The organism is Kribbella orskensis, from assembly GCF_004342085.1.
GTDB classification, from domain to species: Bacteria; Actinomycetota; Actinomycetes; order Propionibacteriales; family Kribbellaceae; genus Kribbella; species Kribbella orskensis.
On the sequence record NZ_SLWM01000005.1, the window covers coordinates 57,053 to 71,019 of the forward strand.

Consider the following 13,967-nt stretch of genomic DNA (forward strand, 5'->3'; position numbering starts at 1 on the left):
CGACTGGGCCCATTCCGTGGGGGTCAGGTTGCGACCGGCCATGGTGCAGGCTTGGACGAGGATGCGCTGGGTGCTGGTTTCCCAGTGGTAGATCCTCCCGTCGGGTGATCCGTCGGCCCCGGCCACCACCTGACCACACCAGCCGAACCGGCGCGACCCGACAAACCAGTGGAACACCTCCGCAGCGAGGCGGAGCGACCCACCGCGCGCACCCACCAGGATCCAAAGTCCCCAACCGGAACCCACGCCCATCACCGGCTCATCGGTGGATCGAGGCTGAGTGCCTCGCCGCCGTTCTCCCAGAGGGCGGCGGCGACCAGGCTGACGTTGGCCGCAAACTCGTCCTCGGGCAGCTTCGGGAGCATGTCGTCCCAGGCGGCGATCATCGCGCCGCGGAGCTGCATCATGCCGAGGGGCCGGGCGAGGAACCACAGGTGGAAGTGTTCGCTCCCGTCGCCCCAGCGGTTGAAGTGCGTCCGCCCGACGCTGTCGATCCGCCGGATCGCGTTCGCGACGCGCTGGATCATCGGTCCGAGCGTCGCGGTGAGCTCGGGTGGGAGGTTGTCGAGCCGGTAGTGCTCGCGCGGCTCGAGAACGGCCACGAACGGCAGCCCACTCGGCCCGAACGCCTTGAGATGCCAATGGCCGTCTCGCCAGATCACAAACCGATCCGGATCTTCGCACTTCGGACACGGCCGCCCTCCGTCCTCACCGCTACGCGGCGGCTCCGGCAGCACCGGTTCGTTCAGCGGCACGACCTGGAGGTCGCCCTCGAACGGAAAGAACGGTCCACCCAGCAAGGGCTCGGCCGACATCCGCTCGCTGTACGGAAGTCTGCGGTGGTACTCGGACGGAAGTTCAGTCATGCCCCGCACTCTGTCCGAGAATCGGGGCATGGAGAAGCCGGAATTGGCGCGACAGCTGGACCTCGAGCCGCATCCCGAGGGCGGGTCGTATCGCGAGACGTGGCGATCGACCGTCGACTTCGAGCCCGACGGGTACGACGGGAGCCGGGCCAGCGCGACGGCGATCTACTTCCTGCTGGTACCAAGGGGAGGAGCCGCGGTCGCACCGGGTCCGGTCGGCGGAGATCTGGTTGTGGCACTCGGGTGGCCCGCTGACGTTGCAGTACGACGGCATCACGGTCACACTCGGCCCCGATGTGGCCGCGGGTCAGCAGCCGCAGGTCGTCGTACCGCCAGGGGCGTGGCAGTCCGCGCGGCCGGCGGGAGGGCAGGCTGTGCTGGTGTCGTGCGTGGGGTCACCCGGCTTCGACTTCGCCGACTTCACCCCCTCACCGGCCGGTCAGCCGGGCTGACCGGCCGGCTCAGGCTCACGTCTGCTGCGGTAGGGCGGCCTCCCCGGTGGTGATCTCCGGCAGGTGCTCGCGGACCATGAACCCGCTCGCGCAGACGATCCACACCGCGGACAGCAGCAACGGGACGGTGCTCATCAAGTTGCCCCCAGCAACGAACACGCCGTCGGTGGCGAACACACCGAACGCACCCGCGAAGGACACCAGGGCGGCCAGCAGGGCGAGGTAGCCCAGCCAGTTCGGCATCAGGTGCGTCCGCAGTACGCCGATCCCGGCCGCGGCCAGCGGCAGTGCGGCGGCGAAGCCGATCATCGTCGTCATCACCGCGGTGATGTTGTACATCAGGACCGTGAGTGCCTCGTCCCGGCCCGCGATGCTGAACGCGGAGGCTGCGGTGAGTGCGCCGTTCACGAAGACCGCGCCGCCCACCAGCACCGAGCCGGCCAGCAACGCGAGATGTACGTCGCTGCGCTCCTCCCGCTCCCGGATCGCCTCGGCGAAGGCGGCCGCGAACCAGATCACCAGCCCGGCGGCGGCGGCCCACATCAGGGAACTGAACAGCACCGTGGTCCGGTGGTCGTTGAGCCAACTCGAGATCGTGCCGCCCGAGTCGGCGACTGTCGGAGGATTGCCGGCCAGGAACCGGCCCAGGAGTGCCAGGACGACGAACGCCAGTCCGGCGATACCGCCCCAACGCAACTCGTGTCGCTCAGTCATGAGAAACACCTCCAAAGGGCATCGCGAAATGCGGTGCTTATACTCACGATGTTCGCGCGTTCCGGCCGGGAATCAAGACCATGTTTCACACCCGCAACACGGTGCCGTCCGCCGAACAGGCGGGTCGTCGGACGGCCCGCCCGAACCCCAACTGGAGAACGATTGCCAGCGCCTCGTACCCGGGCAGCAGGTCGATCCCTTCCCGTCCCCGCAACTGGATCGCGACGTGGTCGGCACCCGCGTCCAGGTGGGCCTTCACATTGACAGATCCATTGGCAGACCGTCTGCGATCATGGCTACACAGAGTAGTAATGCCTGGTCGAACGCTGAGCCGACGAGGGGACTCGAACCCCTCACCGCTTTCTGAGCCCAGACATGTCACCGCTTGCCGCCATCGCCCAAAGGTTGCCATGACCTGGGCTTATGCCGCGGCAGGCATGTCAACGACGCGCGGCACCACGCACTGTTTGCCACTGAATCACGTGAGCTAAGACGTGAGCGCTGCGTCCCGAGACGTGGAGCTCGGTCTTCAGGTGGGAGCGCAGCAATCCGTCGGCGAAGTACTCTCCGTGTCGCAGAGCATCTCCGCCTTCTTGAGCCCGGTCAGGTCGATCCCCGTCACCCCTGACCGCCGTCATAATGACCCTCGTGGTCGTCCTAGTCCCTCCGACCACTCCTGACCCAGCCACCGATGCCAGCACCTACGGCCGGGCACCCATCGCTGTTCCAATGGGTCCGCTCAAGGCCGCCCACCGCGGTCGGCATGCGTCAACGATCCGGCTGCGAGGTAGGCGTACAGACGTAAGAACTGCTGCTAAGCGACGATGTATCTGACGAAATCTAGATTATCGGCTCGCTCAACCGTTCGATTATGTTGCGGCGGCGTGGCGAATGGCGAGACCGACACCGAACCGGCACTGGCCGGATCGCTGCGGCTGCGTCGCTCGCCGAGGTCCGCCCTGTCCCCGGCTCCTCCTCAGCCGCCTTCGCCAAGGCCAGGGCGACATCGACGAACTCCTCACGACCGCCGTCGAGAAGGGTCAGTTCCGCACGAACCAGCACAGTCATCGGAACCCTCTCCGGTCTCCGGGTGAGGGGTCCGAGGTTGCCTCCGGTCACGGTTTCTGCAGCTGGACGACGTCGTACTCGGTCCCGGGCGGAGCACCCGGGCCGAACGGCGGGGGTAGGGCGAGGTCGAAGCGGGCGTTGAGGAGAGCCAGCCGATCGCCGTGCTCGGCCACGGCCGTAGGGACGCGGAACAGGTCGCTGGTGGTGGCGGAGACGATCTGGCCGCTGGTGAGGTCGGGGTCGAGCCTCAGCTCGACCAGGCGCTCTGCGAAGTTCTCCACCACCCACAGGGTCTTGCCGTCGAGCAGGAGTCCGTCCGGAGTTCCGGGGGTGAGGGTGCCGCCCGTCACGGTGATGGTCCGGCTGGCGCCCGTGCTCGGGTCGACGGTGAACAGCGCACCGAGCGTCGAGTGGCCGACGATCAGGACCTTGCCGTCGGGGGTGGCGTCGATGCCGTTGAGGTTGGGGAACGCAGCGACCGTCGCCGCCGGCCCGGACAGCGGAATCGCCACCGGTGTGCCCACCTGCCCGTTCGGTGCGATCGGCACCTTGAAGAGTACCGGGTTGAACGAGTCGGTGAAGTAGGCGCCGCCCTTGGTGACCACGACGTCGTTGAGCAGCGTCGGCCCGGACGTCAGCACCAGGTCGGCGATCGCGGAACCGTCGCGGGTGCTGTAGACGTACGCGTGCCCGCTGGCACCGCCCGCCACCCAGAGCCGGTGCCAGTCCTCCTCCACCTTCAGTCCGGCGGCCACTCGATCGGGTGGTGCGTCGACGAAGACCTCGCCCTCACCGCTGCGCAGGCTGCCCCGGTAGATGTCGCCGTCTTTCAGAGAGCCCACGTAGAAGGTGCTCCCCGTCCCGATGGCGATCGCCTCCGGCCAGAAGTCGTCTGGCAACGGCACCGACGTGGGGAACGGGCGCGCCGCCCCCAGAGTCAGCACGACCGCCGCCGCCACCACCACAAACCGACGAACACGAGACATACCGCTCCCCCCAAAGGACTGCTCCCCTTGAACCGACGGTAGATCGGGCTCCTGCTGCCGTCCAGATCGGACAGAAGGGCATGATCGCGGGTGACTGGACGCCTACGCTCCGGCCACGGCGGGGTCCTTCTTCAGAACGTGCACCGGGAGGAGCAGCATCGCCGCAGCGGTCGTCGGAGCCAACCCTTGTCCCTGGACGAGGAACGGGTACCCCCAGAGCAGTCCGAAGGTGCTGCCGGAGAAGCTCGTGGTGAGGTGCGTCCACAGCCCCAGCCGGGTGCCCGGCTCCTTCCAGGCTCTGCGCAGGTTGCGCACCTCACCGAGCGACTGATTGGGCCGTCGCAGCGGCTCGTCGTACGGACTGTCCTTGATCAGGAGCAGCACGGCCAGACCGGTCACCAGACTCCGGCAACCGTTGTCAAAGGCAACCGCCGACCACTACGCGAGAGCCGGCCTCGGCGGGTGCGGGGATTCGCCGCAAGACGACGAGCGGGATCGGGCGGTCTGTCCGCGAGCCGAACCGTCCGACATCCGGGTACCGGGCCACCACCTCCTGCCAGAGCTCGTCGCGCTCGCCCCCGCCCGCTTCTGCCGCGTGCACCGCAACGACGTCGGTGCCGATCTCGACTGCGGCGTCCGGATGAGTTCGGAGATTGTGCAGCCAGGCAGGATCGCTCGGCTCGCCTCCGTTGGACGCGACGACGACCACGCGGTCGCCTGCATGGCAGGAGTACACCAAGGGCGTGACCCGCCGCGTACCGGTTCGCGCCCCGACGTGGTGCAGGAGCAGGACGGGCGTTCCGGCCAGGGGCCCGCCCAGCCGGCCGCTGTTCGCGCGGAACTCGGCGATCACCTGGCTGTTGTCCGGACCTGTCATGAGGCGAATCCGTAGGTCAGCTCGACCTTGCCACGGTCGAGCTTCCGCACCTCGAGCAGCTCGGCACTGCGTCGTGGTGAGGTCGCGAACAGCGCGGTGCTGTCCGTGCCGGCGACGAGCGGGTACATGATCAACCGCAGCTCGTCGACCAAGCCTGCGTCGATCAGGGACGCGGTGATGCGCGCTCCACCGACAACGTAGATGTCCTTGCCCGGCTGCTGCTTGAGTGCGGCCACGTCGTCGACAGAACGCAGGAAGGTCGTGTTCGGCCACGACGTGGTCTCCAAGGTGCTGGACAGCACGTAGTGGGGCGTCTGCTTGATGAAGTCGGCCCACTCACGCTCGGCCGGCGTCGGCGGCTCGCTGGTGAGCCACGCCGGCGTCTCCGGCTTGGTCTGGATCCCGGTCCAGTACGACTCGTAGCCGGGGTACATGCCTCCGCCGAGCAGGCAGGCGTCGATCTGCGGCGTCAGGCCGTAGTCCTCCGACCATGCCTCGACCCAGTCGGCGGTACCGTCCGGGCCTTCCACCTTCGCGTCGAGCGACATCTTCATGGCGGCGATGAGCTTGCGCATTGCGTCCTCCGTCTGCTGTGCGGCCGCCCGTCCGTCGGACGGCCTACACAGACAGACCCGCGCCGGTCCGCCGATTCGTCGCGCGAAGCGAAAGTTCTATTCGGACAGCAGTCCGAACGCCGGGAACAGGCCGGGATCCTGGAACGCGACCATGCGCGTGATGCCGGCGGGAGAGACGGTCAGCACGATCACCGCGTGCGCGCGGTGGACGCCATCGGGACCGCGTGAGTACACGCCCAGCGCGTCCTGATCGTTGGCCCGGGTCCGGACGGTGCGCAGCCCACCGGGCTCGAGCAGCAGGTTGGCGCCGAGGAAACGGGCCACCGGATCGCGGCCGGCGAACCAGGTGAGCAGCGGCGGCATCTCCAAGACGGCGTCCACGCGCAGCAGCTCGGCCACCGCGGAGGCGTCCGCGCTTTCGATCGCTGCCGCGAACCGCTCGACGAGTCCACGCCGCTCCGCCTCGCCCGGCTCCGCGACGTCGTCGACGGCCGGCGTCGAGCGGGCCACGTCGGCACGAGCCCGCCGCAGCGCGCTGTGCACGGCGGTCGGGGTCGTCCCCAGCAGCTCGGCAACCTCGGCAGCCGACCACTGCAGGACATCGCGCAGGATCAGTACGGCGCGGGACCGGGCCGAGAGATGTTGCAACGCGGCGACGAACGCGAGCCGGATCCCCGCTCGCGACATCGCCACCGCCGCGGGGTCGTCCGGGAGGTCACCGAGGAGAACGTCCGGGTACGGCTGAAGCCACGCCACCTCCGGTCCGGCCACCAATGGCACGTCCGGGTCGGTGCTCGGTGCGCCGAGACCCGATGGCAGCGGCCGACGGCCACGGCGCTCGATCGCGGTCAGGCAGGCGTTCGTGGCGATGCGATACAGCCACGTCCGCGCTGATGACCGGCCTTCGAAGCCGTCGTACGACCGCCACGCCCGCAGGTAGGTCTCCTGCACCACGTCCTCGGCCTCGTCGATCGAACCGAGCATGCGGTAGCAATGCGCGAGCAACTCGCGGCGGTACGTCCCGGTGAGCTCGGTGAACTCGACACTCGTCGTCACAGCTTCCCAGGCTACTGGGGCTCGACGCCATGCGTTGAGGTGTCAGCCGCTCATGGTTCGTCCGGAAGGAGCTCATCGCGTCCGTGGGCCATCGCTTCTCGACGAGAGGAACCATTCGGCTACAGGCCACCAGTGCCGTGCATTGAGTCCGTCACGCCCCCTCGACATGGGTACCCACTCCCCCGGAGCGACTGGTTCGGTGGCAGAGATCGGTGCAAAGACCGGAACGTGCACGTAGGGCGTGGGATATGCGTACGTCTCGTCGGGCGTGGGTACAACGTTGCGGACGTAGCCCACGCAGCGCGTGGGCACCACCCGGCCAAGGATGTCCTGGCTCAGGTCATCAAGTCCCACGGTCGGAGCGGTCCACCCGTTGTCTCCTCCGAGGAACCGCGTCGGTAAATCGAGCCCCTTGTCTGCATCAACGCAGAAGATCTGAGGCTCACAACCAGAAACGAGTCGAGTCAGCAGGAGCCGAACAATAATGGCTGGTTCCGGGTTCGCCGTGGAGTCGCACGCCCACACTTCTGCAGTGCTTCCTGGCGGTAGCCACGGTGCGTCGGGAGTGCGTGCCACAAGTTGGTCGCTGAAAGGCATGGCCGGATCCTAGGCGCTTGCCACTTGGCTGCTTGCTAACAACCTTGCTAACAGGGGCCTCGGATCGACCTGTTCGGATCTGTACTGGTGAGCCCATTCAGCTCGGTCGACCAGCGGCGGGAACGCTCCCGGTAGACGGCCCTGCACTCGCCTCGGACGACTCGTAATGAGTAGGTCGAGCCGCGACAATGGCCGCGTGACCAGAGAGCCTGCGCCGCACCAGCGTGGAGAACGGCTGCGTCGCCTCGTCCGCGAGCGGGACTGGGAGTTTGCCTTCAAGCGGTTCGCGCTGCTTCTCGTCATCGTGCCGTCAGCCCTACTGATCAGCGCGGCGACAGCGGAGGCCGACTCGGGAGGCAGATGGTGGCCATGGCTGCTCGCCGGCGCGATATGGCTGCTCCTCGCCGGATTCACTTCGGCGTTGTTGCCCGATGATGCTCAGATCCCTTGTGACACAGGGATTGCCGTCGACCGAGTGGTTCGTCCCCAGTCGGCTCTTGGCATCAATGCGCGTTGAAACTCATGGGCTAAACCATGAGCTCGAGCGCATGCGCTCCGTGGGGCGGCCGATCCCGTACTTCTCGATCACGAAGCGCCGGAACAGGTAGCCGCGGCATGACGCGCCCTCCTGACCTGGCAGCATCCGGCCTGGGATCATTCTTCGTGAGCGACGAGGGGTTTCTGATTGGAGAACATACTATGGGATTCAATAGTTCTGAACGTCCGGTGCTCTACGCTTTTTGTGGCTTACCTGGTGCCGGAAAAACTATTGTTGCAAAAGAATTAGAGAAGTCGACGGGTGCGGTCCGGCTCAATGTAGACGAGTGGGTTGCCGCACTCGGAGTCGACTTCTTTGACTTCGAGTTCCGCCGTAAACTTGAGGTTCGACTCTATGAGCACGGCCTAACATTACTGAAACTCGGGTACAGCATCATTTTGGAAGATGGTTTTTGGAGTCGAGATGAACGTGATAGACATCGAGAGGTTGCGCACAAACTAGGCGCTGCTATACAAATGCATTACTTTGATGTGCCATTTGCTGAATTATGGCGGCGTCTTGAGATTCGTAATGCAAGTGGAACACCTGGCGCGGTACCCATAACAAAAGAGCTACTAACAAAATCCTGGTCTATATTTCAACGACCAGATGAGGCGGAACTGGCGCTCTTTGATAGTTTCATCATACATACCTAGTGTCGCGTAGCCCGCTCGCCAAGCCGAACGATCCCTTTCGGTCCGCGTAGTCCGCACCAGACACGGCGCCTCCTCCGGTTCCAGCGAGCGCACGAAAACCTCAGGCTGCCGAGCCATCACCACCTCGCCAGCAAGCCTCCACACCCACCGCCGAACCGGTCAACCCAACACGGCTACGACCCCAACCTTTCTGGACGAGGCACTAGCCAGGCGATTGGCCGTCCTGTGGACTGAAGTCGACCTTCGTGAAGAGCGAAGTAGCTGTCACCTCGCAGATCAACCGCATCAAAGGTCAAGGACTCGTTAGGCGTCGGACGAGGTCGCGTGCGGGTCAGCGTGTTCTGACCTGGCCACCCTGGGCGATGGCCATGCTTCACCGGCGGTTCAGTTCGGACGTCCGGCTAGAGGATCCAGTCTTCCTGGACGCTTTGGGCGGCTATCGGGACCCGAACAACGTCCGCAAGGACCTTCGCCTAGCTCGACAACCAATCGGCAATGAGCTTCGTTGTGAACTGGGCCGCTTGCTCGGCAAGGCTCGTCGGGATGCCGGCCTCAAGCAGATCGAAGCCGCGGAGCGGTTGGGATGGTCGAAGAACCGGCTCAGCCTCATCGAAACCGGGCGAGATCGGGTGGACCCGTCCGAGGCTCGTTTGCTGGCAGATACCTACCGGCTGTCCCGATCGTCCCGCGCCTCGTTGATGGACATGGTCAGCTCAGCTGGCCAACCGACGATTGCCGACGAACTGTCTTGGGTGACCTCACACAACTTCCGGAAGACAACGGCGACGCTCCTGGACGAGGCGGGGCAGACGGCACGGCAGGTAGCTGACCAGTTCGGTCAGTCCCGTCCTTCCATGACACAAGATGTCTACTTTGCCCGGAGAGCCCGCAATCCGGAGGCTGCCCACGCCCTCGCCGGAGCAATGCCGGAGCACCATGAGAGCCAAAATCATGGGGTAAACCATGGGCAGAAGGCTTATGGTTCATGAGGCGACAGGCATATGCCCTGGTGAGAGAGCCGACGAGGGGACTCGAACCCCTAACCACCGCTTTACAAGAGCGGTGCGCTACCAATTGCGCCACGTCGGCGGGTGGGACTGTGGGTCCCCGGTGTTGCTGAGTCATCTTAGAGGATCTGGTGGGCAGGGTCGGGAGGTGGAGGGAGGGGTTTGGTGGCCGGGGTCGGGGTGTTGCGCGGGAATCGGGGGTTTCGGCGGTTGTTCGTGGCTCGGGCGGTGTCGTTTCTGGGCGACTCGCTGGGGCTGGTGGCGCTGCTGCTGTACGTCGAGGGGGTTACGGGGGCGGCGTTGGCGGTGGCGTTGTTGTTGCTGGCGGGGGACTTCACGCCGGGGTTGTTCGGGGCGTTCGCGGGGGTGGTCGGGGATCGGATTGATCTGCGCAAGGTGATGGTGGGGTGCGATCTGGCGCAGGGGGTTCTCGTCGTGGTGATGGCGGTGGCGCTGCCGCCGTTGCCAGTGTTGTTGGTGCTGGTGGCGGTCCGGAGCCTGGTGGCTCAGGTGTTCCAGGCGAGTAGCCGGAGCGCAGTACCTGCGTTGGTGAACGACAGGGATTTGGAGACGGCCAACTCGACGCTCGGGGCCGGCACCTACGGGCTCGAGGCGATCGGGCCTCTGGTGGCGGCGGTGTTGTTCCTGGTCCTCGACGTCCGCGGGATCCTGCTGATCGACGCGGCGACGTTCTTCGTGTCCGCGGTCCTGCTCATGGGCTTGCCGAGTCTGCCGCCCAGCAACGAACACTCCGGTACGTCGGTACTCCGCAACGCGCGCGACGGCCTCAGCTACATCTGGAAGACGAAGACGGTGCGGGTGATCGGCCTCGGGTTCTTCGCGGTGGTGGCGTTCAACGGCGTGGACGACGTGGCGATGGTGTTCCTCGCGAAGGACGAGCTGCACGGCGGGGACTCCGCAGCGGCGACCTTGTACGCCGGGGTCGGGATCGGCCTGGTCGTGGGCTACGCGTTGCTCACCAGGTACGCGAGCCGCTTCGCGATGCCCGTGCTCCTCATCGCGGGTCTCGCGATCAGCAGTCTGGGCAACCTCCTCACCGGGTTGGCCTGGGCGATCTGGGCGGCGCTCGCCCTGCAGACCATCCGGGGAGTCGGCATCGCCGCGCTCGACGTAGCGATCAACACGCACCTGCAGCGCGTCGTACCGCCGGCGATGCTCGGCCGCGTCTTCGGCAACCTGTACGGCGCGATCGGCCTGGCCGCGGGGATCTCCTACGTCTTCGGTGGTCTTCTGCTCGAGCACACCAACGCCCGGGTGACCTTCATCGCCGCGGGCGTCGGCGGTCTCCTCGCGACGGCCGCGACGGCTATCGCTCTAAGGGTTCAAGCGCGGCGATAGGACCTCGCAGGGCACGGGCACCCGGTACTGCGATCAGCGCGACCGCCGCCATCACCAGGAACGCAGCCATCGGGTGATCCACCAGCAGGCCGACCACGATCGCGACGAGGAGTCCGCCGAGGTTGCCCGCCATCCAGATCAAGCCGGCGCCGGTTCCTTCGGCTTCACCGGTACGTCGCTCGACCAGTTCGAGCACGATCGGCAGGGCGGGCAGCAGCAGGAACCCGATCACGGTGATGGCGACGAATCCCATCAGCGCGCTGGGCACGAACGCGAGGGCCACGCAGGCGAGTGCGGTCAGCAGCAGGCTCATCACCAGCAGGGCGGATTCCGCGCGATACCTGACCACGATCACCGGGATCACCGCACAGCCGATCACACCGGCGACTACGTTGACCAGGAGAATCGTGCTCGCCGTCTCGCCACTGACTCCGGCAGGTTCCAGCAGGGCCTGGGCGAAGGTGGTCATGGCGACGAAGACTCCGAACGGGAAGATCGCCAGCACACAGAGCCGGCGGATCAGCGAGTCGCCCCACGCCACCTTCAGGGCGCTGCGATCCGGGCGACGGTGCTCTGCCTTGTGCTCGCCTGGTTTGCGCAGGGCAACGAGCAGGACGAGCGCGGAGACCACCGAGAAGATCGCCGTCAGGATGAGCATGGTCGGCAGCTGGTTGCCGTCGGCAAATATGGCGGCGAGGAGGAAGGCGATCACCATGCCGGCGAAGATGCTGGCGGTGCCGGCGGCGATCCCTTTCGGGCGGTCCTTCTCGGCGAGGTAGCGACCGGTGATGCCGGTGACGGCGTTGAGGACCAGTGGCTGGGCGACCGCGGCAACGATCTGGCCGGCCAGCAGCCAGCCGTAGTCGTCGCCGACGAGTCGCAGACAGGCGCCTAGTGCGGTCAGGACGGCACCGATGAGCAAGCCGCTGCGGAACCACCGGTCGAGGATCAGGCCGGCCGGGATCGCGAGCACGACGTACAGGAGAGGGAAGACCTGGGCCAGCCAGCCGATGGCGTTCTCGGAGACACCGTAGCGCTCGGCGGCAACCGTGGTGACGCCGGCGAAGTTCAGCCAGACGAGCTGGGTTGAAGCGCCGACCAGGGCGAAGGCGACGATCGCAAACCACCGGCTGCGAAGCCCGACCGACTGCTGTGTTTCCGCCATCTCTATCCCTCCCGAACCGAACAGTAACCGCAACCCGCCCCACCCCGCACTGAACCGGCAGAGAACCCGCACTGCACTCGCACTGCACCGCGGCAGCACGGGCGGAGGCAGGCCGCACCAGCGCTGACCCTGGGGGACCTCAACCTGGGAGGGGGGTTGGGGGGTTGATCAGGTGAGAGGGGTGAATGGATGCGGGATCAGGATGGGTTTGACGAGTTTGTTCGGGCCCGGTGGGGCTCGACCGTGCGGTTGGCGGTCGGGCTGACGTTGGATCACGGATATGCGGAGGATCTGGCGCAGGAGGCGTTGGCGAAGTTGTGGTTCCGGTGGAGCCGCGTGGCAGACGGCAATCCGGACGCCTATCTCCGCAAGATCGTGCTGAACACCTTCCTCTCCCGGCGGCGGCGCAGGTGGTGGGGAGAGCACGCGACCGCCGAGCTTCCCGAGTCCGAAGCCGGGCAACCGGCCGCCGCGTGGACCCAAGCGGCACCAACAACCCAGGTGGACGACCGCGACGCGCTGAGGCAGGCGCTCCGAAAGGTCAGCCCCAAGCAACGAGTGGTGATCTTCCTCCGGTACGCCGAGGACCTGCCCGAGCAGGAGGTCGCCGAACTGCTCGGCTGCTCCGTCGGCACGGTGAAGTCCCACGCCAGCCGCGGCCTCGCAGTACTCCGGAAGGCCCTCGACAACCACGCTCAGGAGGTGCACCGATGAACCAAGACCAGCTAGAACGCCTGCGCGACGACCTGCTCGACCTGGCAGATCCTTCGACCGGCCCGTCCGATCCAGCCGCACTGGTGAACGACCGCGTCCGCCAACTCAGGAGACGCCGTACTGAGGGGTCGCTGGCGGGTGTCGCCGTGGTCACCGCCGGGGTGATCCTGGCGAGCCAGACACTCACCGGCACCCCGCAGAGCGAACCTCCAGCGGCCGGGTTCCCCACGCCTGCTAGGACGATCGTCATGGACCCGAAGACCGGCAAGATCCTCAGCGAGAACCCGCCGCGCCAAGAGCAGGCGAACCTGCCGAGGTTCCCACTCCCCCAGCCCTGGCTGAACCAGATGTACACGAAGCTGCCCGGCGCGAACGCCTTCCGCCCGCACGGCTACTACGTGCAGACCGAGACCAAGCTGAACGGCCGACCTTGGGGCATGGTGTCCTACCAGGCCGGGATGACGACCTCGGAAGCCGGCTGTCTGGAGGTGATCCCGCAGGCAGTGTTCGACGCCGCGGCCTGCTTCGACCGTCCGGAGCCGCACGCCAGGGTCGACTGGCGCGCGCAAACAGCCACCAGCGGCACGAAGCCCGAGCTGACCGAGCTCAACAACAGCCTGGTCTACGGAGTGACCCACTACGGCGCCCGTTCGGTCAAGATCACCCTGGCGAACGGCACGACGTACCAGGCGCCCGCGACCGGTACGCCGGCCTCCCGGAGCCAGCGCTTCTTCGCCCTGGTGGTCCCGGCCAAGGCGCCCGCGGTCAAGAAGGTGGAAGCCTTCGACGCACAGGGCCGACTCGCGCCGGAGCTACTCGGCGACTAGTTCGACAGAGGCCGCGTGGCGGCGGGCCAGGTCGTGGTAGACGGCGGCGTTGTGGTCGACGAAGAGCTTGGCGGTGCCGTCCAGTGGGATGATCTTCTTCGCCGGGCTGCCGAGCGCGACGGACTCGGGCGGAATCACCGAGCCGGGCGTGACGGTGGCGCCGGCGGCGATCAGGGTTCGCTCGCCGACCACTGCGCCGTCGAGCACGATCGCGCCGTTGCCGATCAGGGCCTGCTCGCCGACCACGCAGTCGTGCACGAGGCACTGGTGACCGACGGTGGCGTTCCGGCCGACCTCGCAGAGCCCGTCGCCGACGTGGATCACCGAGTTGTCCTGGATGTTCGCGCCCTCGCGGATGACGATCCGGCCGAGGTCGGCGCGGATCACCACGCCATACCAGATCGAGGCGCCCTTCTCGACGACGACGTCACCGACCAGGGTGGCGGTCGGCGCGATCCAGGCTTCCGGGTGGACGGTCGGGCTGACGCCCTCAAAGGAATACAGCGGCAT

17 protein-coding genes, 1 tRNA gene and 1 pseudogene are annotated in these 13,967 nt (G+C 66.6%); 8 read left to right on the forward strand and 11 right to left on the reverse strand.

Features of this window, described 5'->3' with window-relative positions:
• Positions 1-251: 251 nt before the first annotated feature.
• The gene (locus EV644_RS15580; RefSeq protein WP_132189001.1) at positions 252-866 is read right to left on the reverse strand and encodes an HIT family protein; all 615 of its coding nucleotides are present in this window, start codon (positions 864-866) and stop codon (positions 252-254) included.
• A gap of 28 nt (positions 867-894) precedes the next feature.
• Here EV644_RS15580 and EV644_RS47180 point away from each other — a divergent pair.
• Positions 895-954, forward strand: a pseudogene (locus EV644_RS47180) (hypothetical protein); the annotation flags it as partial.
• Between the two features lies 1 nt (position 955).
• On the forward strand, positions 956-1,318 hold the full coding sequence (locus tag EV644_RS15585) for a cupin domain-containing protein (RefSeq protein ID WP_255511318.1): 363 nt from the start codon (positions 956-958) through the stop codon (positions 1,316-1,318).
• A 15-nt stretch (positions 1,319-1,333) separates the two neighbouring features.
• On the opposite strand, the gene EV644_RS15590 is transcribed toward EV644_RS15585, so the two are convergent.
• From EV644_RS15590 to EV644_RS15620, 7 genes are all read right to left on the reverse strand, one after another.
• The gene (locus EV644_RS15590; protein ID WP_132189002.1) at positions 1,334-2,032 is read right to left on the reverse strand and encodes a DUF4386 family protein; all 699 of its coding nucleotides are present in this window, start codon (positions 2,030-2,032) and stop codon (positions 1,334-1,336) included.
• Between the two features lie 85 nt (positions 2,033-2,117).
• Complete coding sequence (locus EV644_RS45335; RefSeq protein ID WP_199239845.1) at positions 2,118-2,291, reverse strand: hypothetical protein; 174 nt, start codon at positions 2,289-2,291, stop codon at positions 2,118-2,120.
• A gap of 856 nt (positions 2,292-3,147) precedes the next feature.
• Complete coding sequence (locus EV644_RS15600; protein WP_132189003.1) at positions 3,148-4,086, reverse strand: SMP-30/gluconolactonase/LRE family protein; 939 nt, start codon at positions 4,084-4,086, stop codon at positions 3,148-3,150.
• Between the two features lie 102 nt (positions 4,087-4,188).
• The gene (locus EV644_RS15605; protein WP_241998195.1) at positions 4,189-4,485 is read right to left on the reverse strand and encodes an MFS transporter; all 297 of its coding nucleotides are present in this window, start codon (positions 4,483-4,485) and stop codon (positions 4,189-4,191) included.
• Between the two features lie 19 nt (positions 4,486-4,504).
• Positions 4,505-4,963, reverse strand: coding sequence for a nitroreductase family deazaflavin-dependent oxidoreductase (locus tag EV644_RS15610; RefSeq protein ID WP_132189004.1), 459 nt, complete (start codon positions 4,961-4,963; stop codon positions 4,505-4,507).
• Positions 4,960-5,538, reverse strand: coding sequence for a dihydrofolate reductase family protein (locus EV644_RS15615; protein ID WP_132189005.1), 579 nt, complete (start codon positions 5,536-5,538; stop codon positions 4,960-4,962). Before EV644_RS15615 ends, EV644_RS15610 begins: the two co-directional genes overlap by 4 nt.
• A 96-nt stretch (positions 5,539-5,634) precedes the next feature.
• Positions 5,635-6,594 (reverse strand): sigma-70 family RNA polymerase sigma factor, encoded by a 960-nt coding sequence (locus EV644_RS15620; protein WP_132189006.1) that lies wholly within the window; start codon positions 6,592-6,594, stop codon positions 5,635-5,637.
• Between the two features lie 793 nt (positions 6,595-7,387).
• On the opposite strand from EV644_RS15620, the gene EV644_RS15625 reads away from it, so the two are divergent.
• From EV644_RS15625 to EV644_RS15640, 3 genes are all read left to right on the forward strand, one after another.
• Positions 7,388-7,708, forward strand: a complete 321-nt coding sequence (locus tag EV644_RS15625; RefSeq protein ID WP_132189007.1) for a hypothetical protein — start codon at positions 7,388-7,390, stop codon at positions 7,706-7,708.
• A 146-nt stretch (positions 7,709-7,854) separates the two neighbouring features.
• Positions 7,855-8,385: a P-loop nucleotide/nucleoside kinase family protein gene (locus EV644_RS15630; RefSeq protein ID WP_199239846.1), complete on the forward strand. Its 531-nt coding sequence runs from the start codon at positions 7,855-7,857 to the stop codon at positions 8,383-8,385.
• Positions 8,386-8,747: 362 nt separating this feature from the next.
• Complete coding sequence (locus tag EV644_RS15640) at positions 8,748-9,374, forward strand: helix-turn-helix domain-containing protein (protein ID WP_132189009.1); 627 nt, start codon at positions 8,748-8,750, stop codon at positions 9,372-9,374.
• A 27-nt stretch (positions 9,375-9,401) separates the two neighbouring features.
• On the opposite strand, the gene EV644_RS15645 is transcribed toward EV644_RS15640, so the two are convergent.
• Positions 9,402-9,474 (reverse strand) — tRNA-Thr (locus tag EV644_RS15645).
• Between the two features lie 134 nt (positions 9,475-9,608).
• Between EV644_RS15645 and EV644_RS15650 the strand changes: the two genes are divergently transcribed.
• Positions 9,609-10,751 carry an MFS transporter gene (locus EV644_RS15650; RefSeq protein WP_255511319.1) on the forward strand — a complete coding sequence of 381 codons (1,143 nt, stop codon included), beginning with the start codon at positions 9,609-9,611 and terminating at the stop codon, positions 10,749-10,751.
• Here the strand turns inward: EV644_RS15650 and EV644_RS15655 are convergent.
• The gene (locus EV644_RS15655) at positions 10,720-11,916 is read right to left on the reverse strand and encodes an MFS transporter (protein ID WP_132189010.1); all 1,197 of its coding nucleotides are present in this window, start codon (positions 11,914-11,916) and stop codon (positions 10,720-10,722) included. The genes EV644_RS15650 and EV644_RS15655 overlap by 32 nt on opposite strands.
• Positions 11,917-12,105: 189 nt before the next feature.
• Here EV644_RS15655 and EV644_RS15660 point away from each other — a divergent pair, with 189 nt between their 5' ends.
• Positions 12,106-12,630, forward strand: a complete 525-nt coding sequence (locus tag EV644_RS15660; RefSeq protein ID WP_132189011.1) for a SigE family RNA polymerase sigma factor — start codon at positions 12,106-12,108, stop codon at positions 12,628-12,630.
• The gene (locus EV644_RS15665; RefSeq protein WP_132189012.1) at positions 12,627-13,457 is read left to right on the forward strand and encodes a hypothetical protein; all 831 of its coding nucleotides are present in this window, start codon (positions 12,627-12,629) and stop codon (positions 13,455-13,457) included. Before EV644_RS15660 ends, EV644_RS15665 begins: the two co-directional genes overlap by 4 nt.
• On the opposite strand, the gene EV644_RS15670 is transcribed toward EV644_RS15665, so the two are convergent.
• Positions 13,443-13,967, reverse strand: coding sequence for a gamma carbonic anhydrase family protein (locus EV644_RS15670; RefSeq protein ID WP_132189013.1), 525 nt, complete (start codon positions 13,965-13,967; stop codon positions 13,443-13,445). The two genes, EV644_RS15665 and EV644_RS15670, sit on opposite strands and share 15 nt — an antisense overlap.

Excerpts from the sequence above, each read along its gene's own strand:
- EV644_RS15590 (WP_132189002.1), bottom strand. The coding sequence starts at position 2,032 with ATGACTGAGCGACACGAGTTGCGTTGGGGCGGTATCGCCGGACTGGCG.
- EV644_RS15600 (WP_132189003.1), bottom strand. The coding sequence starts at position 4,086 with ATGTCTCGTGTTCGTCGGTTTGTGGTGGTGGCGGCGGCGGTCGTGCTG.
- EV644_RS15665 (WP_132189012.1), top strand. The coding sequence starts at position 12,627 with ATGAACCAAGACCAGCTAGAACGCCTGCGCGACGACCTGCTCGACCTG.
- EV644_RS15660 (WP_132189011.1), top strand. The coding sequence starts at position 12,106 with ATGCGGGATCAGGATGGGTTTGACGAGTTTGTTCGGGCCCGGTGGGGC.
- EV644_RS15580 (WP_132189001.1), bottom strand. The coding sequence starts at position 866 with ATGACTGAACTTCCGTCCGAGTACCACCGCAGACTTCCGTACAGCGAG.
- EV644_RS15615 (WP_132189005.1), bottom strand. The coding sequence starts at position 5,538 with ATGCGCAAGCTCATCGCCGCCATGAAGATGTCGCTCGACGCGAAGGTG.
- EV644_RS15610 (WP_132189004.1), bottom strand. The coding sequence starts at position 4,963 with ATGACAGGTCCGGACAACAGCCAGGTGATCGCCGAGTTCCGCGCGAAC.
- EV644_RS15640 (WP_132189009.1), top strand. The coding sequence starts at position 8,748 with ATGGCCATGCTTCACCGGCGGTTCAGTTCGGACGTCCGGCTAGAGGAT.
- EV644_RS15655 (WP_132189010.1), bottom strand. The coding sequence starts at position 11,916 with ATGGCGGAAACACAGCAGTCGGTCGGGCTTCGCAGCCGGTGGTTTGCG.
- EV644_RS15670 (WP_132189013.1), bottom strand. The coding sequence starts at position 13,967 with ATGCCGCTGTATTCCTTTGAGGGCGTCAGCCCGACCGTCCACCCGGAA.